Here is a 22,620-nt window from a genome sequence, read left to right on the forward strand (position 1 = left end):
AGGGGCGCGAACATGCGGTGGTTTTTTGCTGGGCTTTTGTTGACGATCTTCAGTCTGGCGCTGGCGGCAGAAGGGTTGCTCATCCCTGAACACAACCCCAAGCCGATTTACCCCAGAGCGTTGCACAGGGCCGGGATCGATGGCGAGGTCAAGGTCAGCTTCATCGTCAAGGCGGATGGTTCGGTCAACGGGATCAGCATTGTGCACAGTGATCATCCAGAACTGGCGGAAGCAGCCCGGGAGGCGATAGCGCAGTGGCGATTCAAGCCCTGGACGGTCGATGAAGGTCGGCCGGCGGAACAGCCGGTGCTGGCGCCAATGCTCTTCCGGCTTCATCAGGATCAGCCGATCCACCTCAACCAGTGGCTGCAGACAGTGAAATGTCGAGTAATCAACGATAGCTTCAGGAACCTGCCAGAGTACGCGTGGGTTGATGCGCAGATATTCAATGACACCCGTGCATACGTCTCCAACGTCATCCACAAGAGCCAGTTGGCGAATGAACAGCGTCTGGCGATCATTGCAAAGATCAACCGGCGCGTCCCCATGATCGTCAGAGGTTGCCGGGAAAACCCGATGCGCAAATACATGAGTTTTTTGTCGCGGGAGGTTCGGGAATTGCTTTGATTCGAGATTACACAGCGTCGATGTCAGCGACGCTGTGTTTTTGTATTACTCAGGTTTGAAGCCGGGTTTTCCGTTTGCTTTGCGCCATTCTTTGATTTCTTGGAGCGCGCCCTCTGGGCTATCTTCGCGCCCATTCATAGGGCGCGTGAGCACTAGTCGCTTCCGTGGATGCTCTATGATTTTCTCGAAGTGTCGCATTCTCCTGCTTGAATAGGCGCTAAATGCCTCGCCCGTCAGGCCACTGTCATTCTCGAAAAAGCCTCTTAAGAAGTTCAAGAATTCAGCCTCGGTGTAATCTTCTAACTTGTCTTTGAGGATCATTGTTGAGTACCTTTTTTATGAAGCTCTATGTGTGCCTTTGGGGTCAGAATGCTTAAATTCTCCAAGTCGTATACTGCTCCGCCGTCTGCAATTCTCTGCTTGTGGTGTAACTCGATTTTTTCTCTTCCGCCTACACTGTCAAGAGGTTCAGAAAAAGGCGCGGCACCATACCTCATTTGCTCTAAATCGACTTTACCAAACTGCTGGCTCAGGACGGGGTCAGTTGCTACCGATTTCCAGAAGCGATCCCTGAAACTATCAAAGTTTCTGAAGTCCTGACCACGTAGCCGGTCCGCTATCTGCGTAGGAACTGGCGCGCCTTCCGAGCCTGCTGCTGTATCCAGCCAATTCTCTCCAACATTTTGGCCTCTGCCGGTAACAGTCCCCGGCTCAAAGCGCGCGCCAGCCCGGCTGACCATCACATAGATTCGGTCGATGCCGGACTCAGGCGGAAACGTCAGAATGTAATCATCAGAGTCGCTTTCATCACATGTGGGATGTTCGTCATGTCGACCTTCCAACGGCGTGATCCGTGCACCGGGGTAAATCTTGATTTCTGACTGGCTTACAGGCAGCTCTATTGATCCGAGTCCGTCGCTTCCAGGAGCATGGTTAGGTGTCCAGGTCAGTGTTCTGGGGTCCAGGCCTTCTGTTGTGAAGGTGTAGAGGTTCCAGTCGGGGTTATAAGTTGCTTTCCTATTCCGTACTTTGGGAGATAGATCGTCGCCCGTTCGGGAAAGAAAAAGCTGGGTGTGATTTTCAGAGAAAGTGGATACAACCCGAAACGGCAAAGTCGAAATTTTGCCTCGGCCCACCGCGATTGGTTGTTCGCTATTTGGGGCGAGTTGCGCAAGTGGTATGGTCAACGCGACCGGATGTCGCTGGAGTTCACCGTTTCCTAGTGAAGGAGAGTGGAATACGGATTCGACGAGCGTTACAAGTGGGCTGCGACTTAGCGTTTTTGCCGATTTTTTCAGTAGATCGAGTGCTCCGGATAGTGAAAACTGCAGGTTTTCGTATCCTGCAATCAATCCCTCCGGCGTTGCCAGGAGTGGGCGAATTATTGCCTGGGAGCCTTCAGAGTGTTTGAATCTGGCGTTCTCCGTTGCCCTTGTTTGTTGGTCCATCTGATCAATTTCAATCTCTAGATTTCGTAGTACGTTTTCTTGTCTTGAGATTTGAATTTTCTTTCTAGAACTCCCAGTGGCCTCGTGGGCTTGCTTGGAAAGTTGATGCAAAAATAATAGTCTTTGGTGTTTTTCCTTCAACCATGGATTTTTTCCATCTGTCTCAATAGGACGGGTTTGGTCTGAAAATTTGAGCTGCAGGTCGAATAGGTCGATTTTGTTTTTTACGTTTTTCTGTTTTTTTTGCTTCTCTTTTTTGAGTTTTTTGGCTTGCTCCGATAGAACTCTATTCTCCTCGGCCTTTTTTTCGGCCTCTGCTTTTTCTTGCTCAATCCTGGCTGTTTTTTGTGCAGCAATTTCTGCCGCCGCTTTCCGTTCGGCGAGCTCTGCTTGCTGTGAGGCTGCCCTGGCTGCATGTTCGATCTGGGCTTTCGCTTGTGCAGCTTCTGCTGCCACTCTGAACGCGTGCTGCGCCTGTGCTTCCGCTTCTGCTTTCAATCTGGCTAAACGTTGTGCGTCCTCCTGCGCGTGGGCTTGAGGCAGTTGAGCAGACAGTTGATGGAGTCTGTCAGTAAGCTGTCTGATTTGCTCCGCATTCCTGTGTACCGCGTATGCCGCTGTATAGGAGTCTGTCCATCGGTGCAGGACTTCTGATGCGGGGATTCGAAGGTAAGAGTCAACAAGGTCTCGCTGAGTCCGTACAAGTGGATCCCCTCCGTAAAACGCGTTCGCTCTTGCCTGATTGTGATTGCGCTCAGAGGTTTTTGCATGGATCAAATGATTTAATGCTGTTAGTTGGCGGTTGATTGCCGCTACAGGCGAAAGTCCATGAAGCCCCCCAAGATTGGCAGTGACTGTATTGATGTCTAGCTGAAGATGGGTAGCAATCTGGCTGGATTTTATTTGATGTTCATGTGCGATTGCAGGTTTGCTAGCTTCAATGTTCTGAACGGTTTGCGAAATTAAAACAGCTTGATTGATGTCTTCGATATCTTGTTTTGAAAGCTCACTGAACAAATCAGATCCAGTTCTGCTTCTGTTCCTTGTTCGGCCAGTACGGTCGTAGCCACCGCCTTCAGAGTTGGGCAGGTGCGTGTGTGTTTTGTAAGGGTTTACTACAGTTGTATCTATGGGTAATGGTTGGCCCGGTCGCCAGTTTTGATCACTCATACAGTTACTCCTTGTGTCTGTATGGAGTCAAATTACTGTCATTTTATGAAATGGCTGCGGTATATAGTTACTACCCAGTTGATCATTATTGATGCTAGTGGCTTTGTTTTGTAAAAAAATAAAAAATGCCGGATTAATCTCGTGAATCAATCCGGCCTTAACGATGAGGGTTTTCAGCGCACCTGCACCACCACCTTGCCCACCGCCTTGCGCTGCCCCAGATCATTGATCGCCTGCGCCGCGTTGCTCAGTGGATACACCTGCGACACCAAGGGTTTGAGCTTGCCTTCGGCGAACCAGCCGAACAGTTGCTGGAAGTTCGCCGCGTTGTCCTGCGGCTGGCGTTGGGCGAAGGAACCCCAGAACACACCGAGTACCGCCGCGCCTTTGAGCAGGGCGAGGTTGACCGGCAGTTCCGGGATGCGCCCGCTGGCGAAGCCGACCACCAGCAGCCGACCATTCCAGGCGATGGCGCGGATGGCCTGGTCAAACAGGTCGCCGCCGACCGGATCGTAGATCACGTCGGCGCCCTGGCCGTCGGTAAGGCGTTTGATTTCATCCTTGAGATTGGCTTCGCTGTAGTTGATCAGTTCGTCGGCGCCGGCTGCCTTGGCCACGGCGAGTTTCTCCGCGCTGCTGGCGGCAGCGATGACGCGGGCGCCCATGGCTTTGCCGATTTCCACTGCCGCGAGGCCGACGCCACCGGAAGCGCCGAGCACCAGCAGGGTTTCGCCCGGTTGCAGGTTGGCCCGTTGTTTAAGGGCGTGCATCGAGGTGCCATAGGTCATGCTGAACGCGGCGGCGGTGTTGAAGTCCATCGACGGCGGGATCGGCAGGACGTTGTAGCCCGGCACCGCGACCTGTTCGGCAAAGCTGCCCCAACCGGTCAGGGCCATGACCCGGTCGCCGACCTTCAGGTGGCTGACCTTTTCGCCCACGGCGCTGACCACACCAGCCGCTTCGCCCCCTGGGGAAAACGGGAAGGGCGGCTTGAACTGGTATTTGCCCTCGATGATCAGCGTGTCCGGGAAGTTGACCCCGGCGGCGTGCACCTCCAGCAAGATTTCGTTCTTCTTCAGGGCAGGACTGGCGACGTCTTCCAGCACCAGCGATTCGGCAGGGCCGAAGGCTTTGCACAGCACGGCTTTCATCAGGGCTATTCCTTTGGGAGTGATGGCCGATAAGTGTAGGTGTGTCAGTCAACGGGTCAACGAGCATGCCCGACCCTGATAGTCAGCCATAAGCTTGTGCTTGCGCGGCGGGTCGTTATGCTAGGCCGCAAACCGGATAAGGAGCGAATTGTGAAAGCGTGGATCATGTTGTTGCTGGCCCTGTCTCTGCCTGTGGCAGCGCTGGCCGAAGAAGCCAAAGAAGGCGAGGCGCCGAAGGTCAACTACATCACCTTGAGTCCGCCGTTCGTGGGCAACTACGGGCTGGACGGCACGCCGAAGCTGAAGGTCTACAAGGCCGACGTGGCGCTGCGTGTGACCGGCGAAGAGGCGACCAAACTGGTCAAGGCCAACGAGCCGCTGATCCGCAATCAACTGGTGGCGCTGTTCACTCAGCAGACGACCGAGGCGATGGGCAGCATCGAAGGCAAGGAAAAGCTGCGTCAGGAAGCCCTGAAGCAGACCCAGCAAGTCATGAATGACGAGACCGGCAAGCCGGTGGTTGAAGACCTGTTGTTCAACAACCTGATCATTCAGTAACCACGCTGGCTGCTGTTCAGGACGCCAGGCTTTTGCGAAAGCGCGCCAGCGCGATGAGGAAGAACAGCAGGCCGATGGCCGTCAGCGCCAGCAAGTCTGGCCAGACCACGCTCAGCCCGGCGTCGCGAAACAGAATCGCGGCGCTGAGGCTGACAAAATGCGTGGACGGTGAGCCCTGCATGACCCACTGCAGCCATTGCGGCATGCTGTCCAATGGCGTGCTGCCGCCCGACAGCAGCAACATCGGGATGATCACCGGAATCGCCAGCAGGCCGAACTGCGGCGTCGAGCGCGCCAGTGTCGCCAGAAAGATGCCCAACGCGGTACTGGCAAACAGGTAAACCGCGGTCACCAGCAAAAACAGGCTCATCGAGCCGGCCAGCGGCACACCCAACAGGCCTTTGACCACCACCTCCAGCGACAGCCAGGTGCATAGCGCCACCACCAGCAGGTTGCTCCAGATCTTCGCCAGCATGATTTCCAGCGCCGTCAGCGGCAGCACCAGCAAATGGTCGAGTGTGCCATGTTCGCGTTCGCGCAGCAGCGCCGTGCCGGTCAGGATGATCGCCAGAATGGTGATGTTGTTGACGATCTGAATCACCGCGAGAAACCAGCCGCCCTCCAGGTTGGTGTTGAACAGCGCGCGGGTGGTCAGTTGAATCGGCGTCTTGGTCGCGGCATCGTTCTGGCCGCCATAGGCCTGCAGCTCACGCTGGAAGATCCGGCCGATGTAACCGGCGCCCATGAACGCCTGGCTCATGGCAGTGGCGTCGACGTTGACCTGAATGGCCGGTTGCCGCGCCGCCAGCAGATCGGTTTGAAAACCTGCCGGAATGTTGATCACGAAGGTGTACTGGCCGCTGTCCATGACCTGATCCAGTTGCGGGTAGGGCAGCAGCACCGGCGTCTGGAACTCCGGAGGTTGCAGGGCCTGGGCCAACTGGCGCGAGAGGGCGCTGTGATCTTCGTCGACGATGGCCACGCTGGCATTGTGCACGCCGATCACCGATCCGGCGGCGGGCATGTAGATCGCCACGGTGAAGGCGTAGAACAGGAACAGCAGCAACACGCTGTCGTGGCGCAGGCTGGTCAGTTCCTTGAGTCCCAGGCGCAGGATGTGCGTGAACTTGTGCATCAGGCCTCCTGCTTTTTCAGCATGATCAGGCTCAGCCCGGTGAACCCGACAAAGAACCCGAACAGCGCCAGGCACTGCGGCCACAGTTGCCGCAAGTCCAGCGCTTTGGTGAACGTGCCCACCGCAATGTCGAGGAAGTGGCCCGCCGGAAACAGCATGCCCATCACCGCTGCCGCCCCCTCCAGCGAAGAGCGCGGCACGATCAGCCCGGAGAACTGGATGGTCGGCAGGCTGGTGATGATCATGGTGCCGAGGATCGCCGCGATTTGCGTGCGGGTGAACGCCGAGATCAGCAGGCCCATGCTAGTGGTCGCCAGCACATACAGCAGGCCGCCGAACGTCAGGGTCAGCAGGCTGCCCTTGAACGGCACGCCGAACAGCCAGCGGTTCATCGCCACCAGCAGCGCGAGATTGACCAGGCTGATCAGCAGGTACGGCGCCTGTTTGCCCAGCAGAAACTCCAGGCGGGTCAGGGGCGTGGCGTAGAAGTTGGTGATCGAGCCCAGTTCTTTTTCGCGCACGATGCCGAGCGCGGTCAACATCGCCGGAATGAACGCCAGAATCAGCGCCATGACCCCGGGGCCGATGGCGTTGACGCTGACCACATCCTGGTTGTAGCGAAAGCGGGTTTCCAGGTTGGCAGCCGCTGGGTGACTCATTGCAGGGCTGCTCTGCTCGGCAAGTTGTTGCAGATTGGCCAAGTGCACGGCTTCGACATAATTGCGGCTGGTCTCGGCGCGAAACGGCATGCCGCCATCCAGCCACGCCGCCACCGCAGGCTGGCGTCTGGCGTACAGGTCGCGGCCAAATCCGGGCGGGATTTCCAGCGCCAGTTTGATTTCCGAGCGTTGCAGGCGGCGGTGCAGCTCTTGAGCGTTGTGGATGGTCGGCCGTTCATCGAAGTAACGCGAGCCACGAAAGGCTTCCAGATAGGTTCGGCTCTGCGGTGTCTGATCCTGGTCGTACACGGCGAACGCGAGGTTTTCCACGTCCAGGGAAATCCCGTAGCCGAAAATCACCATCATGAAAATCGCCCCCGCCAGCGCAAACGCCATGCGTACCTTGTCGCGCAGCAGTTCCTTGCCTTCGCGGCTGGCTACCGCCAGCAGGCGACCGAGGCTGAAACCGCGCTGCTTGAGCGGGGGCGCCGCGCCCGTTGGTGCTGTTGGCGATTCACTCGCGGGAGGCGACTGGGCAGTGTCCTGAGCCTGTTCCAGGCACGTTACGAAAGCCGCTTCCAGCGTCTCTCCGGCGAACTGCCGTTGCAGCGCCGCCGGGGTGTCGCAAGCGAGGACTTTGCCGGCGTGCATCAGCGAGATGCGGTCGCAGCGCTGGGCTTCGTTCATGAAGTGAGTGGAGAGGAAAATCGTCACGCCTTGCTCGCGGGACAGTTCAATCAACAGTCGCCAAAAGTCATCACGGGCTGCCGGGTCGACGCCGGAAGTCGGCTCATCGAGGATCAGCACTTCCGGGCGATGCAAGACGGCCACTGCCAGCGACAGGCGTTGGCGCAGCCCCAGAGGCAGGGCGCCGGACGGTTGATCGGCGACGCTGAGCAGGTTGAAGCGTTGAATCAATGCGTCGATGCGTTGCGCGCTTTCGGTCTTGGGCAAGTCGAACAGTCGAGCGTGCAGGTCAAGGTTCTGCCGCACGCTGAGTTCGCCATACAGCGAAAAGCTCTGGGACATGAACCCGACCCGCTTGCGCGTGGCCAGATCCTTGGCGTCCACCGGATTGCCTAGCAGTGTCGCGCTGCCCTCGCTGGCCGGCATCAGTCCGGTCAGGACTTTCATGGTGGTGGTCTTGCCGCAGCCGTTGGAGCCAAGAAAGCCGAAAATCTCGCCGCGACCGATGGCGAAGCTGACGTGATCCACCGCCGTGAAATCGCCGAAACGCAGTGTCAGGTCATGGGCCTCGATGGCAATGTCGCTGGTGCCGCCAGTACGTGGCGGAATCACCAGCGGCTGAGCGTCATGTTGGCTGTCGCCCTGGAAATGTGTGAAAGCTTCATCGAGTTTGCCGCTGGGGGTGACAGCTGCCAGCTCGCGGCTCAGGCCGGTTGCAATCAACTGGCCGTTGTCGAGCATCAGGCAATGCTCGAACTGTTCGGCTTCTTCCATATAAGCCGTGGCGACCAGCAGGGTCAGTTGCGGGCGCTCGCGCCGCACGTCGTCGATCAACTCCCAGAAGCGCCGGCGTGACAGTGGGTCGACGCCGGTGGTCGGTTCATCGAGGATCAACAGGTCTGGCTCATGGATCAGCGCGCAGCACAGGCCCAGTTTCTGTTTCATGCCGCCGGATAACTTGCCGGCGGGACGCTCGGCGAATTTCAACAGGTCAGTGGCCAGCAGCAGGTTGTGCATGCGCTGCTCGCTGTCGCCTTTCGACAGGCCGAACAGCGTGGCAAAGAACTGGATGTTTTCGCGGATCGACAGTTCGGGATACAGGTTGCCGCCCAGCCCCTGGGGCATGAAGGCGATGCGTGCATACAGCGTGTCGCGGTGGCGGCGCTGCTGAATCGGCCCGCCGAGGACGTCCAGTTGCCCCTGTTGCAAGGCCTTCACCCCGGCGATCAGCCCCAGCAGGCTGGACTTGCCCGCGCCATCGGGACCGATCAGCCCGCAACGGGTGCCGGCGGGCAGGCTGAACGTGATATCGCTCAGGGCTTGCTGCTTGCCGTAGCGGTGCGCGATAGCGTTCGCCTGAACCGCGAGGCTGTTCATTGCAAATTGGCCGGCCAGACGATCGGCGCGGTGCGTACATAACCGGCGCCGGGCATGCCCGGTTTGGCTTGCGGCACGGCGCTGGGTTGCAACAGGCGCAGCTTGACGCGGAACACCAGTTTTTGCCGCTCGTCGCGGGTCTCGACCTCTTTCGGAGTGAACTGCGACTTGCCGGCGACGAAACTGATCTTCGCCGGCAACGGCTTGTCGGGCAGGGCGTCGAGCAGCACCCGGGCTTCATCGCCCACCGCCAGACGTCCGGCCACGGAGGCTGACAGGTAGAGGTTCATGTACTGGTCGTTGGGGTCGATCAACAGCAACACCCGGCCGCCTGCCCCCAGCACTTCGCCGGGTTCGGCCATGCGCAACTGGATCACCCCGTCAATCGGCGCGCGTAACTGACTGTCGTCGATCTCACTGGTCAGCTGCGCGACCTGGGCCTGTGCCGCACCGATCGCCGCACTGACTGCCGATACCTGGGCGCGGGCCGCTGTCACCGCAGCGTTGCCGGTGCCGATGCGCGACTGCAATTGATCGATGATCTGGGCGCTGACGTAACCGTGCTTGAACAGCGATTGCGAACGCCCCAGCTCTTGCTGGGCCAACAGCAATTCACTCTGGCGCAATTGCACATTGGCCTGGGCGGCGTTGAGGTTTTCCCGGGCGCGCAAGACTTCGGCTTCGGCCTGAATGCGCTGGGCTTCGAGGGTGCGGGTGTCCATGCGGGCGAGCAGTTGGCCCTTGTTGACCTTGTCACCTTCATCCACCAGCACCTCGGCCAGGCGCCCGGGTGTCTTGCTGGCGATCTGCACCTCGGTGGCTTCCAGCCGCCCGTTGCCCATCGACAGACCCTCGACCAGTCTGCTGCTGATCGACATCCAGTAACCGACCCCGCCGGCGGCGGCGAGTAACACCAGAAGCGAACCGGCGTATAAAAATGAAGAGCGGCTGTGCGTCGACATGGGGGCATCCTGCGGCTGTGGCGTCCAGTCTGACTGCTCAAGCGTTCCATTCGCTTGATGTCAGTCAAATGAGCGTCAAGCCTAGCCCCTTTTGCCGGTAAAAAAACCGTGACCGGGGAGTTCTCAGCGCAAGCCGAGTACGGTGGCCCACTGTTCGGCCGTCACGGGCATAACCGACAGGCGACTGCCTTTTTGCACCAGCGGCATTTCGGCCAGCGCGGTCTGCTGCTTCAGATAATCGAGCTTCAATACCTGGGCAAACGTTTCGACGTGCGCAACATCGATCGCGCTCCAGGCATTTTTCTCGGGTGTGGCCTTGGGGTCGAAGTAATGGCTCTCTGGCTCCAGTGCGGTGGGATCCGGGTACGCCGCCTGAATAATCTTGCCGATTCCGGCGATCCCTGGCTCCGGGCAGCTGGAATGATAGAAAAAGAATTCATCCCCCACCGCCATCGCCCGCAGGAAATTACGCGCCTGATAGTTGCGAACCCCATCCCAGCGCGCTGTGCCGAGTTTCTCCAGACCTTTGATCGAGAGTTCGTCGGGCTCGGATTTCATCAGCCAATAGGCCATGTCTTGTGCTCCTCAAGCGGTCATTGGGCAGGTTGTCGGGCAATTTTATGACAAACCGACGGTCGGTTGACGTCAGCATTTGCGCCCGGGTTCACGTTGTCGCAAAATGCCGGCCTTTAAAGCTTGACGCTGCTGCACGGCCTACGAATGGAAACCGCTGCTGTCATCGTGATGATGTGCCTTGAGGGGGGCAATCGATGAAACGCAAACCGGATTTGCTTTGGACTTTGGTTATTTTGTTCGGCCTGGGCGTCGTGACCACCGGTTATGCGCAAAGTCTGTGGACAAGCAAGACCGATGCTCCGGTTGAAGTCGCGCAACAGGTCCAACAGTCGACCGCCTTCAAACGCTGAAACTGCCTCTGCGACGCCGCTGATCTGCGCGGCGTCTAGTCTGCGAAATACCACGCCTTGTCTGTCACCGTGCCCTGCAACGGTACGTCCCAGCTTGCCTGCGCCAGGCGCTCGACCTTCTGACATTCATGGGCCAGCCCCAGCAGCGTCGGCTTGCGCCAGTTTTTGCGCCGGGCCAGATACGCCAGGCTGCGGTCGTAGAACCCGCCGCCCATCCCCAGGCGTCCGCCGACATCGTCAAACCCCACCAGTGGCAGCAACACCAGGTCCAGCGTCCAGATCTTGCGTTGCCGGGCCAGATTGGCGTGCGGTTCGAGAATGCGGAAGCGATTGGGCTTGAGTTTGTCGCCGGGGCGAATGCGCTGGAAGACCATTTTGGTTCGCGGCCAGGCGCTGAGCACCGGCAGGTAGGTGGCCTTGCCACGACGCTGGGCTTCGCGCAGCAGCAGGCGCGGGTTGATTTCACCGTCGGTGGGCAGATACAGAGAAATGTGTTTCGCCCGGCGGAAGTGCGGGTTTTGTGCCAGTTGGCGGAACAGGCCTTTGGCGGCCTGACGTTGCTCGCTCGGCGTCAGCGCGCGGCGCGCCTTGCGCAGCAGGCGGCGGAGTTGCGGGCGGGGCAGCAGCGCAGGTTCGGTCATGGTTCGGCTTCGGCAGTTGAGGGCGAAAACGCACGCATAAAAAATCCGACGCGGGCAAAAACCGGCATCGGATTCGAATCAGGCTCCCCGGATGAACCGCTGTCAACTTAGCCCTTGAACCCGAAAGTTCAAGGTGGAGGATGCAGTAGACTTTAAGGCTTTCCGTCTGGCGGACATGCACACCAGCCCAACGTGCAACCTCCAGGGTAGTGCGAATCGGCTCAGGGACATCGTCAACTGGCAAGCACCCCAGGGAGTGCCGCGAGTATACCTCAAGCGGCCTGGCGAATCAGCCCTTGGTGACGTCCGGATCGGTGGCCAGCACCAGATCGACACGATCGAGCAAGTCGCGCACCTGTTCACGGGTCGAGCCGCTGGCCTGGATGTCCGGGCGCTCTTCTTTGTGCAAGAGGTCGTGGGTGATGTTCAGCGCGGCCATCACGGCGATACGGTCGGCGCCGATGACTTTGCCGCTGCTGCGGATCTCGCGCATCTTGCCGTCCAGGTAGCGTGCGGCACTGACCAGATTGCTGCGTTCTTCCTGCGGGCAGATGATCGAATATTCTTTGTCGAGGATCTGCACGGTGACGCTATTGCTTGAACTCATGAGTCTTGCTCCAGGGCCTTGAGGCGCGAAATCATCGATTCGACCTTACGCCGGGCGATTTCGTTTTTTTCAATGAGGTGAGCGCGTTCCTCGCGCCAGGTCTTTTCCTGAGCTAGTAAGAGTGCGTTTTGACTCTTAAGTTGCTCCACTCGACCAATCAGCAGTTCGAGTCTGGCCATCAGCGCTTGCAGGTCGGTGTCTTCCATTGTGTCCACGTGTTCGTCTGATGGGTGGTAGCTGGCGGACAGCCTTTAATAGTCTTGGCGAGTCTGTCGATGTAGGATACAAGGCCTTCATTCTAGACATAGCGCCGTCTGGCGCCTAGCTGCCCATGACCATTGCGAATTCCCCGTACCAAGCCTTTGCCACGCTGCTGACTTCCAGCGGCCATAACGTCTCGCCTGCCGAACTGCACGGCGTGCTGCTCGGGCGCAGTTGCGCCGGTGCCGGCTTCGATAACGAAGGCTGGCTGATCGACGCCGCCGAACTGCTCGAAGGCGACATTCAGGACAACGTCCGCAACGCCCTGATCGGCCTGCAAGAGATGGTCAAAGGCGAGCTGACCGGCGACGACGTCACCGTCGTTCTGCTGCTGCCGACCGATGATGCACCGCTGACCGACCGTGCCGCTGCACTGGGCCAATGGTGCCAGGGCTTCCTCAGCGGTTTCGGCCTGAACTGCCGCGACAGCAGCATGCTCAGCACTGAAGCCACCGAAGTGCTGCAGGATCTCGCAGCGATTTCTCAGGTGCAAGATGCTCTTGAAGAGTCCGATGACGGCGAAAACGACTACATGGAAGTCATGGAGTACCTGCGCGTCGCGCCGCTGCTGCTGTTCTCGGAAACCAAGAAAGCCGACGTGCCGCCAGCCGCCAAACCGTCGCTGCATTAATCGCGTGCCAGGGAAAGCCATCTGCCCATGACCCATATCCCCAAAGCGGAATACAGCCGTCGCCGCAAGGCCCTGATGGCGCAGATGGAACCCAACAGCATCGCGATCCTGCCCGCCGCCGCGGTAGCGATCCGCAACCGCGACGTCGAGCACGTCTACCGTCAGGACAGCGACTTCCAGTACCTCAGCGGATTCCCCGAGCCGCAAGCCGTCATCGTCTTGATGCCGGGGCGCGAGCATGGTGAGTACGTGCTGTTCTGCCGTGAACGTAATGCCGAACGCGAATTGTGGGACGGCCTGCGTGCAGGGCAGGAAGGCGCGATCCGTGATTACGGCGCTGACGACGCATTCCCCATTACCGACATCGACGACATCCTGCCGGGCCTGATCGAAGGCCGCGACCGGGTGTATTCGGCGATGGGCAGTAACCCTGAATTCGATCGCCACCTGATGGACTGGATCAACGTGATTCGCTCCAAGGCGCATCTCGGTGCCCAGCCGCCGAACGAATTCGTTGCCCTGGATCATCTGCTGCACGACATGCGTCTGTATAAATCGGCGGCAGAAGTGAAGGTGATGCGCGAAGCCGCACGGATTTCGGCTCAGGCTCATATCCGCGCGATGCAGGCCAGTCGGGCCGGGCTCTACGAGTACAGCCTCGAAGCCGAGCTCGATTACGAATTCCGCAAGGGCGGGGCGAAGATGCCGGCCTACGGCTCGATCGTCGCCGCCGGGCGCAACAGCTGCATTCTGCATTATCAGCAGAATGACGCGCTGCTCAAGGACGGCGATCTGGTGTTGATCGACGCCGGTTGCGAAATCGACTGCTACGCCAGCGACATCACCCGCACCTGGCCGGTCAACGGCAAGTTTTCCGCCGAGCAGAAAGCGATTTACGAGTTGGTGCTGGCCTCGCAGGAAGCTGCATTTGCCGAAATCGCCCCGAACAAAAACTGGAATCAGGCGCACGAAGCCACGGTCAGGGTCATTACCACCGGCCTGGTGCAGCTCGGGATCCTGCAAGGCGAGGTCGACGAGTTGATCGCGACCGAAGCCTATAAAGCGTTTTACATGCACCGTGCCGGCCACTGGCTGGGCATGGATGTACACGACGTCGGCGAATACAAGGTCGGCGGCGAATGGCGCGTGCTGGAGGTCGGCATGGCGTTGACCGTGGAGCCTGGCATCTACATTGCGCCGGGCAACCAGAACGTAGCGAAGAAATGGCGCGGCATTGGCGTGCGCATCGAGGATGACGTGGTAGTGACCAAGACCGGTTGTGAAATCCTGACCAGCGGCGTACCGAAAACCGTCGCCGAGATCGAAGCGCTGATGACGCAAGCACGGACACACGCGGCATGAGTCGAGTCAATCTGGCAATCATCGGTGGCGGCCTGGTCGGCGCCAGTCTGGCGTTGGCCTTGCAGGCCGGGGCCAAGGCTCGCGGCTGGAAAATCGTGCTGATCGAGCCGTTCGCTCCCGGTGACAGCTGGCAGCCTAGCTACGACGCCCGTTCGTCGGCGCTGTCCTTCGGTTCGCGACAGATCTATCAGCGCTTGGGCGTGTGGCAGGAGATTTCCCGCCGAGCCGAGCCGATCAAACAGATCCACGTGTCCGACCGTGGCCGTTTCTCCACCGCCCGTCTGTCGGCGATGGAAGAGGGCGTGCCGGCGCTCGGTTATGTAGTGGAAAACGCCTGGCTTGGCCAGTGCCTGTGGCAGCACCTTGATAAAGAGGTGATCAGCTGGCGCTGCCCGGCGGAAGTCACGCGCATGGAGCCGCTGACCGACGGCTATCGCCTGACCCTCAACGATGAAACCACGCTTGAATGCGACCTCGCGGTACTCGCCGATGGCGGCCGTTCCGGTCTGCGCGAGCAGTTGGGCATCAACGTGCGCAAGCGTCCGTACAACCAGAGCGCACTGATCGCCAACATCACCCCGAGCGAAGCGCACAACGGCATGGCCTTTGAGCGCTTCACCGACGAAGGGCCGATGGCTTTGCTGCCGCTGCCGGAAAACCGCTGCGCGCTGGTCTGGACCCGTCTGGGGATGGACGCGCAACGCCTGGCCGACCTCAGTGAACGCGATTTCCTCAGTGAACTGCAAGGCGTGTTTGGCTACCGTCTCGGTACCTTGAAACAGGTTGGCGCGCGACACTTGTATCCGCTGACGTTGGTCGAGGCCGAGGAACAGGTACGTTCGCATTTGGCCGTGCTCGGTAACGCCGCCCATAGCCTGCACCCGATTGCCGGGCAGGGCTTCAACCTGTCGCTGCGCGACGCCGATGCCTTGGCCGCCGCGTTGCTCGCCAGTGACAAGCCGCTGGGCGACTTCGCCACGTTGCAGGCGTATCGCGAGCGTCAGCGTCTGGATCAGGACCTCACCGTGGGCTTCTCCGATCAAGTCACGCGGCTGTTCGGCAGCACCCAGCCGTTGGTCTCGCTGGGACGCAACATCGGCCTGCTCGGCCTTGATCTGCTGCCACCGGCCAAACGCTGGTTCGCCCGTCAGGCCATGGGGCTGGGGACGCGACCGGATGCTTGAGTGGCGGGCCGGCACTTTCACTTTCAGGATCGCGCCGCCAACTGGCGCGCTCGGTAAAACCCTTTACGGGCGGCGCACGCCGCCAGCGAGACAGGCTTAAAGCATGGAAATGCGCGCAGATCTGCTGATTGTCGGAGCCGGAATGGTCGGCAGCGCCCTCGCGTTGGCGTTGCAGGACAGCGGGCTTGAAGTGTTGCTGCTCGACGGTAGCCCACTGAGCGTCAAACCGTTCGATGCCGCCGCGCCGTTCGAGCCACGGGTGAGCGCCTTGTCGGCGGCCAGCCAGCGAATTCTCGAACGCCTCGGCGTGTGGGACGGCATCGCCAAACGCCGCAGCAGTCCGTACACCGACATGCATGTGTGGGACGGCAGCGGCACTGGCCAGATTCATTTCTCGGCGAGCAGTGTGCACGCCGAGGTGCTGGGGCATATCGTCGAGAACCGTGTGGTTCAGGATGCCTTGCTCGATCGTTTGCACGACTGCGATCTGGGCATGCTGGCCAATGCGCGGCTGGAGCAGATGCGTCGCTCCGGCGACGACTGGCTGCTGACCCTGGCCGATGGTCGCCAGTTGCGCGCGCCGCTGGTGATCGCGGCGGACGGTGCCAACTCGGCCGTGCGTCGCCTGACCGGCGTTGCCACCCGTGAGTGGGATTATCTGCATCACGCCATCGTCACCAGCGTGCGCAGCAGCAAACCGCACCGAATGACCGCCTGGCAGCGTTTCACCGATCACGGGCCGTTGGCGTTCCTGCCGCTGGAGCATGACGGGCAGCAGGACTGGTGCTCGATCGTCTGGTCGACCACCCCGAGTGAAGCTGAACGCCTGATGGCGCTGGATGAAGCGGCGTTCTGCCGTGAGCTGGAGCGTGCGTTCGAAGGCTGCCTGGGCGATGTCATCAGTGCTGATCCACGGCTCTGCGTGCCGTTGCGTCAACGGCATGCCAAACGTTATGTGGCCGAAGGGCTGGCGTTGATTGGTGATGCGGCGCACACCATTCACCCGTTGGCGGGGCAGGGCGTGAACCTCGGTTTTCTCGATGCGGCGGTGCTGGCTCAAGTGCTGCTGCAGGCGGCAGAACGCGGCGAGCGACTGGCGGACGTGAAGGTGCTGAGCCGTTACGAACGTCGGCGCATGCCGCACAACCTGGCGCTGATGGTGGCGATGGAGGGCTTCGAGCGTTTGTTCCAGGCCGATCCGCTGCCGGTGCGCTGGTTGCGCAATGCCGGGTTGAAGCTGGTGGAGCAGCTGCCGGAGGCCAAGGCTCTTTTTGTTCGTGAAGCACTTGGCCTCACAGGCGACCTTCCGGCGCTCGCCAAACCCTGACATTTTCATTGAGGCTGATGACCTCATAGCGAGCAGGCTCACTCCTACATGGGAACGCATTCCAACTGTAGGAGTGAGCCTGCTCGCGATGGCATCAGTCCATTCACCGCAGTTTCGGAGCTGTGCAACATCTGGTAACTCCTTGGAAAAGTGATCGATTGAGAACCTAAATGTGAGTCCTTATCATTTGGCCCACATTTTCCGACCGAGAGATCACTCCCATGTTGGCACCCAAGCGTCTTCTGACTGCACTGGCCCTGACCCTGATCGGCAGCACCACCGCCCAGGCCGCCGACGAGGTGGTGGTCTACTCCTCGCGTATCGATGAACTGATCAAACCGGTGTTCGATGCCTACACCGCGAAAACCGGGGTGAAGATCAAGTTCATCACCGACAAGGAAGCGCCGCTGATGCAGCGCATCAAGGCCGAGGGCGAAAACGCCACCGCCGACCTGCTGCTCACCGTCGATGCCGGCAACCTCTGGCAGGCCGAGCAGATGGGCATCCTGCAGCCATTCACCTCCAAGACCATCGACGCCAACATACCACTGCAATATCGTTCCTCGACCCACGCCTGGACCGGCCTGAGCCTGCGCGCGCGGACCATCGCCTATTCCACCGAGCGGGTGAAACCGGATGAGCTGACCACCTACGAAGCGCTGGCCGACAAGAACTGGGAAGGGCGCCTGTGCCTGCGCACGGCGAAGAAGGTCTACAACCAGTCGCTGACCGCGACCATGATCGAAGTGCACGGTGCCGAGAAGACCGAGAAGATCCTCAAGGGCTGGGTCAACAACCTGTCCACCGACGTGTTCTCCGACGATGTTGCGGTGCTGGAGGCGATCAATGCCGGCCAGTGCGATGTCGGTATCGTCAACACCTACTACTACGGTCGCCTGCACAAGCAGAAACCGGATCTTCCGGTGAAACTGTTCTGGCCGAACCAGGCCGATCGCGGCGTGCACGTGAACCTGTCGGGCATCGGCCTGACCAAGCATGCACCGCACCCGGAAGCGGCCAAGGCGCTGGTGGAGTGGATGACCACGCCTGAGGCGCAGAAGATCTTCGCCGACGTGAACCAGGAATTTCCGGCCAACCCGGCGGTGAAACCATCCGACGAAGTGGCGGCGTGGGGCAAGTTCATTGCGGACACCTTGCCGGTGGAAGTGGCGGGCAAGCGCCAGGCTGAGGCGATCCGCATGATGGATCGGGCGGGCTGGAACTGAGTCTGCTTTGATAGCGCTATGATCGTTCCCACGCTCTGCGTGGGAATGCAGCCCCCGACGCTCTGCGTCGAATCACCGAAAGCGTGACGCGGAGCGTCACAGGACGTGTGCCCACGCAGAGCGTGGGCACAATCATTTGAGCGAGACTGTTTCCTTGGCCCACCCCGCCCAACGCCGCTGGTACCCCATCGTCTTCGCCATCGCCGCGTTGGTGCTGTTGCCCCTGAGTGTTCTGCTGCTCTCCTGGCAAACCATCGATCAACAAATCTGGTCGCACCTGTGGCAAACCCAGATGCCGCGCCTGCTCGGCAACACGCTGACACTGGTACTCGGCGTTGGTGTCGGCGTGACGCTGCTCGGCGTCAGTCTGGCGTGGCTTACCAGTCTCTGCGAGTTCCCCGGACGCCGCTGGCTCGACTGGGCGTTGATGCTGCCGTTCGCCATTCCGGCCTATGTGCTGGCGTTTGTCTTCGTCGGTCTGCTGGACTTCGCCGGCCCCGTGCAAACCCTGTTGCGTGAGTGGTTCGGCAGCGGCCTGCGCCTGCCGCGAGTGCGCTCCACCGGCGGGGTGATTGTGGTGCTGGTGCTGGTGTTTTATCCCTACGTCTATCTGTTGGCGCGCACCGCGTTTCTTGCGCAGGGCAAAGGCCTGATGGAGGCGGCGCGAGTGCTCGGGCAATCGCCATGGCAGGCGTTCTGGCGGGTGGCGTTGCCGATGGCGCGTCCGGCGATTGGCGCCGGTGTGGCGCTGGCGCTGATGGAAACCCTGGCCGACTTCGGTGCGGTGTCGGTGTTCAACTTCGACACCTTCACCACCGCGATCTACAAGACCTGGTACGGCTTCTTCAGCCTGCCCAGCGCGGCGCAACTGGCCAGCCTGTTGCTGTTGGTGGTGATGCTGGTGTTGTACGGCGAACGTCGCGCACGCGGCTCCAACCGGGCGAGCAACGAACGGCCTCGGGTGAAAGCGCTGTATCACCTGCGCGGATTCAAAGCCCTTGCGGCGATGAGCTGGTGCGGACTGGTGTTCGCCTGCGCTTTCGTGATTCCGATGCTGCAACTGATCGTCTGGTTCTGGCAGCGCGGGCGTTTCGATCTCGATGAGCGCTATGCCGGGCTGATCCTGCACACCCTCTATCTGGGCGGCATGGCGGCGCTGATCACCGTCAGCGTCGCCTTGCTGCTGGCCTTTGCCCGGCGCTTGGCGCCGACGCCGGCGATCAACTCTGGTGTGGGGCTGGCCAATCTCGGTTACGCCTTGCCGGGTTCGGTGCTGGCGGTGTCGATCATGCTCGCGTTCAGTTATCTGGATCGCGAACTGGTGATCCCGCTCTCAGGCTGGCTCGGTGGCGCTGGCAAACCCTTGCTGCTCGGCAGTCTCGCGGCGTTGCTGATGGCGTATCTGGTGCGTTTTATCGTGGTCGCTTACGGTCCGCTGGAAAACAGTCTGGCGCGTATACGGCCTTCTTTGCCTGAAGCGGCACGTAGCCTGGGTGTCAGTGGGCCGCGACTGTTTTTCAAAGTGTATCTGCCGCTTTTGCTGCCCGGCACGCTGAGCGCAGCGTTGCTGGTGTTCGTCGATGTGCTCAAGGAAATGCCCGCGACCCTGCTGATGCGCCCGTTTGGCTGGGACACGCTGGCGGTGCGGATCTTTGAAATGACCAGCGAGGGCGAGTGGGCGCGGGCGTCGCTGCCAGCGCTGACGCTGGTTCTGGTCGGCCTGTTGCCGGTCATTGGCCTGATCCGGCGCTCGGCGCACCGAAACACTTAGTCGTCAGTCCTGAATCATGCGGCTACAATGCGCGGCATTCGGTGCGGTTCGTCTGACAGACCCGTTCGCTGAAATCGGCTGAAAGCCTTCTATTTCGCGGCTTTCACCCCGTACAGCGGCTGTCCGCACCTTCGCCACGCCCGGAAGGAGAAACCCATGGGACAGCGTACGCCTCTGTATGACCTGCATCTCGCCCTCGGCGCGAAGATGGTCGATTTTGGCGGTTGGGACATGCCACTGCATTACGGCTCGCAGGTCGAGGAGCACCACGAGGTGCGCCGCGATTGCGGGGTCTTCGATGTTTCCCACATGACCGTGATCGATATCACCGGTGCCCAGGCCAAAGCCTGGCTTCAGCATTTGCTGGCCAATGACGTCGAGCGCTTGCACCGCCCCGGCCGCGCGCTATACAGCACGATGCTCAACGAGCGCGGCGGCATCGTCGACGACATGATCGTCTATCGCCTCGAAGACCGTTATCGGCTGGTGTTCAACGCCTCCACCCGCGATCAGGATCTGGCGTGGATGCAGGCGCAACTGGCCGGGTTCGACGTGCAATTGCACGAGCGCTCCGAGCTGGCGATGCTCGCCATCCAAGGCCCGCAGGCCCGGCACAAGATTGCCGAGCTGGTGACCCAGTCCCGCGCGACACTGATCCAGCACCTCAAACCGTTCGAAGCTGAAGTCGATGGCGACTGGTTCATTGCGCGCACCGGTTACACCGGTGAGGACGGTCTGGAAATCGCCTTGCCGGCCGATCAGGCCCCGGGGTTTTTCAACGATCTGGTGGGTGCGGGCATTTCGCCGATCGGCCTCGGCGCCCGCGACACGTTGCGGGTGGAAGCCGGGATGAACCTCTACGGCCAGGACATTCATCAAGATGTCTCGCCGCTGGCTTCCAATATGGCCTGGAGCATTGCCTGGGAGCCGGCCTCGCGGCAGTTCATCGGTCGTGCAGCGCTGGAAGCGGAAAAAGCCGCCGGTGTTGCGCACAAACTGGTGGGCCTGGTGCTTGAGGAACGCGGTGTTTTACGCGCCCATCAAGTGGTTCGTATCGCCGATGTTGGCGAAGGAGAGATCACCAGTGGTAGTTTCTCTCCTACGCTAAGCAAATCGATTGCCCTGGCGCGTGTACCGATGGCCACAGCCGACCGCGCCGAAGTGGAAATCCGTGGCAAGTGGTACCCGGTACGCGTGGTCAAACCGACCTTCGTCCGCCATGGCAAAACTTTGATCTAACCTTTTCCGGCGGGTACGACCGCTGACAATTTCTCGAGGACACCGAGCATGAGCAATATCCCCGCTGAACTGCGTTTTGCCGAAAGTCATGAGTGGGCGCGTCTGGAAGCTGACGGCACCGTTACCGTGGGCATCAGCGATCACGCGCAGGAAGCGCTGGGCGATGTGGTGTTCGTCGAGCTGACTGAGGTGGGCAAGGTGTTCGAGGCCGGTGACGCGGCCGGTGTGGTCGAGTCCGTGAAAGCGGCTTCCGACATCTACTCGCCGATCAGCGGCGAAGTGATTGCAATCAACGAAGTGCTGGCTGACGCGCCGGAAGAGCTGAACAACGATCCTTACGAGTCCTGGATCTTCAAGCTCAAGCCAAGCGACAAGGCCGAGCTGGATAAGTTGCTCGACGCCGCCGCCTACAAGGCTGCCATCGGCGAGTAATTGCCCGCTACACAAAAAAGCCCCGATCTCTCGGGGCTTTTTTGTGGGCGTCGATCAGGCGTCGCGCAACACCGCTTTCACTGCCGCGACCGAACGCTCGACATCGTCCTTGGTCATGGTAGTGAACATCGGCAACGACACGATCAGGCGTCCAACGCGCTCGGCCACCGGCAGCATGCCTTCCTTGAAACCGCGCTCGCGGTACAGGCTGAGCAAGTGGATCGGCGGGTAGTGATAGCCGATGCCGATGCCTTTGGCCTGCATCTGCTCCATAAACGTGGCCCGCGCTGGCAAGCCGTCCTTGCGCTCCGGCAGCACCAGCTGGAACAGGTGCCAGTTGCTGTTGGTGAAATCCGCGGGCGGCAGTTGGGCGCCATAGGTCGCTTCAAAGTCATCGCCAAAACATTTGAAGTAGTGACGGGCCAGTGCCTGGCGATGGGCGGTCAGCGCTTCGATGTGGGCAAACTGTCCCAGACCGATGGTGGCGGCAACGTCGGTCATGTTGAACTTGCCGCCGAGCACATCGACGTCGAGGCCGTCGAAGCCGTTGCGGGTCACGCCTTGCAGGCGGTATTTCTCCGCCAGCCGTGCTTCTTCCGGAGTGTTCAGCACCAGGCAGCCGCCCTCGGAGCAGGTCACGTTCTTGTTCGCCTGGAAGCTGAACGACACGAAATCGCCGCTGGCACCGATGCGCTGGCCGTTCCAGCTCGAACCCAGGGCCTGGGCGGCGTCTTCGACGATGCGCAGATTGTGTTTGCGGGCGATGGCGTACAGCCGATCCATGTCCACCGGCAGGCCGGCGAGGTACACCGGGATCACCGCTTTGGTGCGCGGGGTGATTGCCGCTTCCAGCTGGTCCAGGTCGATGTTGCGGGTCACCGGGTCGATATCGGCGAACACCGGGGTGGCGCCGACTTCGAGGATCACGTTGGCGGTGGCGACCCAGGAGATCGGCGTGGTGATCACTTCATCACCCGGCCCGATGCCGGCGATGCGCAGGGCGATTTCCATGGTGCAGGTGCCGGAGTTGAACGTGCGCACCGGGCGCCCGCCAAAATATTCCGACAGCTGTGCTTCGAAGGCCTGGACCTTCGGCCCGCTGGTGATCCAGCCGGAGCGCAGCACATCGCCGACGGCGGCAATCGTGGCTTCATCAATGACAGGTTTGGAAAACGGCAGGAACGGCAGTTGGCTCATGGGGATTGGATCATCCGAAAGTTGGACGCCTGATGCAGGCGC

The 22,620-nt window shown here is 60.4% G+C and carries 22 protein-coding genes and 1 other RNA gene; 11 read left to right on the forward strand and 12 right to left on the reverse strand.

Going from position 1 to position 22,620, the window contains the following annotated elements:
* Nucleotides 1-12: 12 nt before the first annotated feature.
* Nucleotides 13-627, forward strand: a complete 615-nt coding sequence (locus PseAD21_RS05665; RefSeq protein ID WP_102354844.1) for an energy transducer TonB — start codon at nt 13-15, stop codon at nt 625-627.
* A 45-nt stretch (nt 628-672) separates the two neighbouring features.
* Here the strand turns inward: PseAD21_RS05665 and PseAD21_RS05670 are convergent, their stop codons facing one another.
* The 3 genes from PseAD21_RS05670 to PseAD21_RS05680 form a co-directional block, all read right to left on the reverse strand.
* The gene (locus tag PseAD21_RS05670) at nt 673-948 is read right to left on the reverse strand and encodes a bacteriocin immunity protein (RefSeq protein ID WP_102354845.1); all 276 of its coding nucleotides are present in this window, start codon (nt 946-948) and stop codon (nt 673-675) included.
* The gene (locus PseAD21_RS05675) at nt 945-3,245 is read right to left on the reverse strand and encodes an S-type pyocin domain-containing protein (protein ID WP_102354846.1); all 2,301 of its coding nucleotides are present in this window, start codon (nt 3,243-3,245) and stop codon (nt 945-947) included. The genes PseAD21_RS05670 and PseAD21_RS05675 overlap by 4 nt, the downstream gene beginning before the upstream one ends.
* Before the next feature lie 173 nt (nt 3,246-3,418).
* Nucleotides 3,419-4,396, reverse strand: a complete 978-nt coding sequence (locus tag PseAD21_RS05680; RefSeq protein WP_102354847.1) for an NADPH:quinone oxidoreductase family protein — start codon at nt 4,394-4,396, stop codon at nt 3,419-3,421.
* Between the two features lie 150 nt (nt 4,397-4,546).
* Between PseAD21_RS05680 and PseAD21_RS05685 the strand changes: the two genes are divergently transcribed.
* Nucleotides 4,547-4,954 (forward strand): flagellar basal body-associated protein FliL, encoded by a 408-nt coding sequence (locus PseAD21_RS05685; protein ID WP_027610485.1) that lies wholly within the window; start codon nt 4,547-4,549, stop codon nt 4,952-4,954.
* 16 nt (nt 4,955-4,970) lie between these two features.
* On the opposite strand, the gene PseAD21_RS05690 is transcribed toward PseAD21_RS05685, so the two are convergent.
* The 4 genes from PseAD21_RS05690 to PseAD21_RS05705 form a co-directional block, all read right to left on the reverse strand.
* The gene (locus tag PseAD21_RS05690; protein WP_102354848.1) at nt 4,971-6,089 is read right to left on the reverse strand and encodes an ABC transporter permease; all 1,119 of its coding nucleotides are present in this window, start codon (nt 6,087-6,089) and stop codon (nt 4,971-4,973) included.
* The gene (gene rbbA / locus PseAD21_RS05695) at nt 6,089-8,812 is read right to left on the reverse strand and encodes a ribosome-associated ATPase/putative transporter RbbA (RefSeq protein ID WP_102354849.1); all 2,724 of its coding nucleotides are present in this window, start codon (nt 8,810-8,812) and stop codon (nt 6,089-6,091) included. The genes PseAD21_RS05690 and rbbA overlap by 1 nt, the downstream gene beginning before the upstream one ends.
* Complete coding sequence (locus PseAD21_RS05700; protein ID WP_102354850.1) at nt 8,809-9,774, reverse strand: HlyD family secretion protein; 966 nt, start codon at nt 9,772-9,774, stop codon at nt 8,809-8,811. Before PseAD21_RS05700 ends, rbbA begins: the two co-directional genes overlap by 4 nt.
* A 123-nt stretch (nt 9,775-9,897) precedes the next feature.
* Nucleotides 9,898-10,347, reverse strand: a complete 450-nt coding sequence (locus PseAD21_RS05705) for an EVE domain-containing protein (RefSeq protein ID WP_102354851.1) — start codon at nt 10,345-10,347, stop codon at nt 9,898-9,900.
* Nucleotides 10,348-10,544: 197 nt separating this feature from the next.
* Here PseAD21_RS05705 and PseAD21_RS29720 point away from each other — a divergent pair, with 197 nt between their 5' ends.
* Nucleotides 10,545-10,700 (forward strand): hypothetical protein, encoded by a 156-nt coding sequence (locus tag PseAD21_RS29720; protein WP_003229308.1) that lies wholly within the window; start codon nt 10,545-10,547, stop codon nt 10,698-10,700.
* Between the two features lie 35 nt (nt 10,701-10,735).
* Here the strand turns inward: PseAD21_RS29720 and PseAD21_RS05710 are convergent, their stop codons facing one another.
* From PseAD21_RS05710 to PseAD21_RS05725, 4 genes are all read right to left on the reverse strand, one after another.
* Nucleotides 10,736-11,341, reverse strand: a complete 606-nt coding sequence (locus tag PseAD21_RS05710; RefSeq protein WP_102354852.1) for a 5-formyltetrahydrofolate cyclo-ligase — start codon at nt 11,339-11,341, stop codon at nt 10,736-10,738.
* Nucleotides 11,342-11,421: 80 nt separating this feature from the next.
* A non-coding RNA gene (gene ssrS / locus PseAD21_RS05715) (6S RNA) lies at nt 11,422-11,600 on the reverse strand.
* Nucleotides 11,601-11,630: 30 nt separating this feature from the next.
* The gene (locus tag PseAD21_RS05720; protein ID WP_008055229.1) at nt 11,631-11,948 is read right to left on the reverse strand and encodes a cell division protein ZapA; all 318 of its coding nucleotides are present in this window, start codon (nt 11,946-11,948) and stop codon (nt 11,631-11,633) included.
* Nucleotides 11,945-12,154 (reverse strand): TIGR02449 family protein, encoded by a 210-nt coding sequence (locus tag PseAD21_RS05725; protein WP_007911197.1) that lies wholly within the window; start codon nt 12,152-12,154, stop codon nt 11,945-11,947. Before PseAD21_RS05725 ends, PseAD21_RS05720 begins: the two co-directional genes overlap by 4 nt.
* A gap of 125 nt (nt 12,155-12,279) precedes the next feature.
* Here PseAD21_RS05725 and PseAD21_RS05730 point away from each other — a divergent pair, with 125 nt between their 5' ends.
* From PseAD21_RS05730 to gcvH, 8 genes are all read left to right on the forward strand, one after another.
* On the forward strand, nt 12,280-12,840 hold the full coding sequence (locus PseAD21_RS05730) for a YecA family protein (RefSeq protein ID WP_102354853.1): 561 nt from the start codon (nt 12,280-12,282) through the stop codon (nt 12,838-12,840).
* 27 nt (nt 12,841-12,867) lie between these two features.
* Complete coding sequence (gene pepP / locus PseAD21_RS05735; protein ID WP_102354854.1) at nt 12,868-14,202, forward strand: Xaa-Pro aminopeptidase; 1,335 nt, start codon at nt 12,868-12,870, stop codon at nt 14,200-14,202.
* Nucleotides 14,199-15,386 (forward strand): 2-octaprenyl-6-methoxyphenyl hydroxylase, encoded by a 1,188-nt coding sequence (gene ubiH / locus PseAD21_RS05740; protein WP_102354855.1) that lies wholly within the window; start codon nt 14,199-14,201, stop codon nt 15,384-15,386. The genes pepP and ubiH overlap by 4 nt, the downstream gene beginning before the upstream one ends.
* A gap of 109 nt (nt 15,387-15,495) precedes the next feature.
* Nucleotides 15,496-16,713 carry a 2-octaprenyl-3-methyl-6-methoxy-1,4-benzoquinol hydroxylase gene (locus PseAD21_RS05745; RefSeq protein ID WP_178082094.1) on the forward strand — a complete coding sequence of 406 codons (1,218 nt, stop codon included), beginning with the start codon at nt 15,496-15,498 and terminating at the stop codon, nt 16,711-16,713.
* 221 nt (nt 16,714-16,934) lie between these two features.
* Nucleotides 16,935-17,939, forward strand: a complete 1,005-nt coding sequence (locus PseAD21_RS05750) for an extracellular solute-binding protein (RefSeq protein ID WP_102354857.1) — start codon at nt 16,935-16,937, stop codon at nt 17,937-17,939.
* Nucleotides 17,940-18,093: 154 nt separating this feature from the next.
* Nucleotides 18,094-19,710 carry an iron ABC transporter permease gene (locus tag PseAD21_RS05755; RefSeq protein WP_102354858.1) on the forward strand — a complete coding sequence of 539 codons (1,617 nt, stop codon included), beginning with the start codon at nt 18,094-18,096 and terminating at the stop codon, nt 19,708-19,710.
* A 156-nt stretch (nt 19,711-19,866) separates the two neighbouring features.
* Nucleotides 19,867-20,949, forward strand: a complete 1,083-nt coding sequence (gene gcvT / locus PseAD21_RS05760; protein ID WP_102354859.1) for a glycine cleavage system aminomethyltransferase GcvT — start codon at nt 19,867-19,869, stop codon at nt 20,947-20,949.
* Nucleotides 20,950-20,997: 48 nt separating this feature from the next.
* On the forward strand, nt 20,998-21,381 hold the full coding sequence (gene gcvH, locus PseAD21_RS05765; RefSeq protein WP_102354860.1) for a glycine cleavage system protein GcvH: 384 nt from the start codon (nt 20,998-21,000) through the stop codon (nt 21,379-21,381).
* Between the two features lie 54 nt (nt 21,382-21,435).
* Here gcvH and PseAD21_RS05770 read toward each other — a convergent pair whose 3' ends face one another.
* On the reverse strand, nt 21,436-22,578 hold the full coding sequence (locus tag PseAD21_RS05770) for a DegT/DnrJ/EryC1/StrS aminotransferase family protein (protein WP_102354861.1): 1,143 nt from the start codon (nt 22,576-22,578) through the stop codon (nt 21,436-21,438).
* Between the last annotated feature and the right edge of the window lie 42 nt (nt 22,579-22,620).

The organism is Pseudomonas sp. AD21 (assembly GCF_002878485.1).
In the GTDB taxonomy this organism is placed as follows: domain Bacteria; phylum Pseudomonadota; class Gammaproteobacteria; order Pseudomonadales; family Pseudomonadaceae; genus Aquipseudomonas.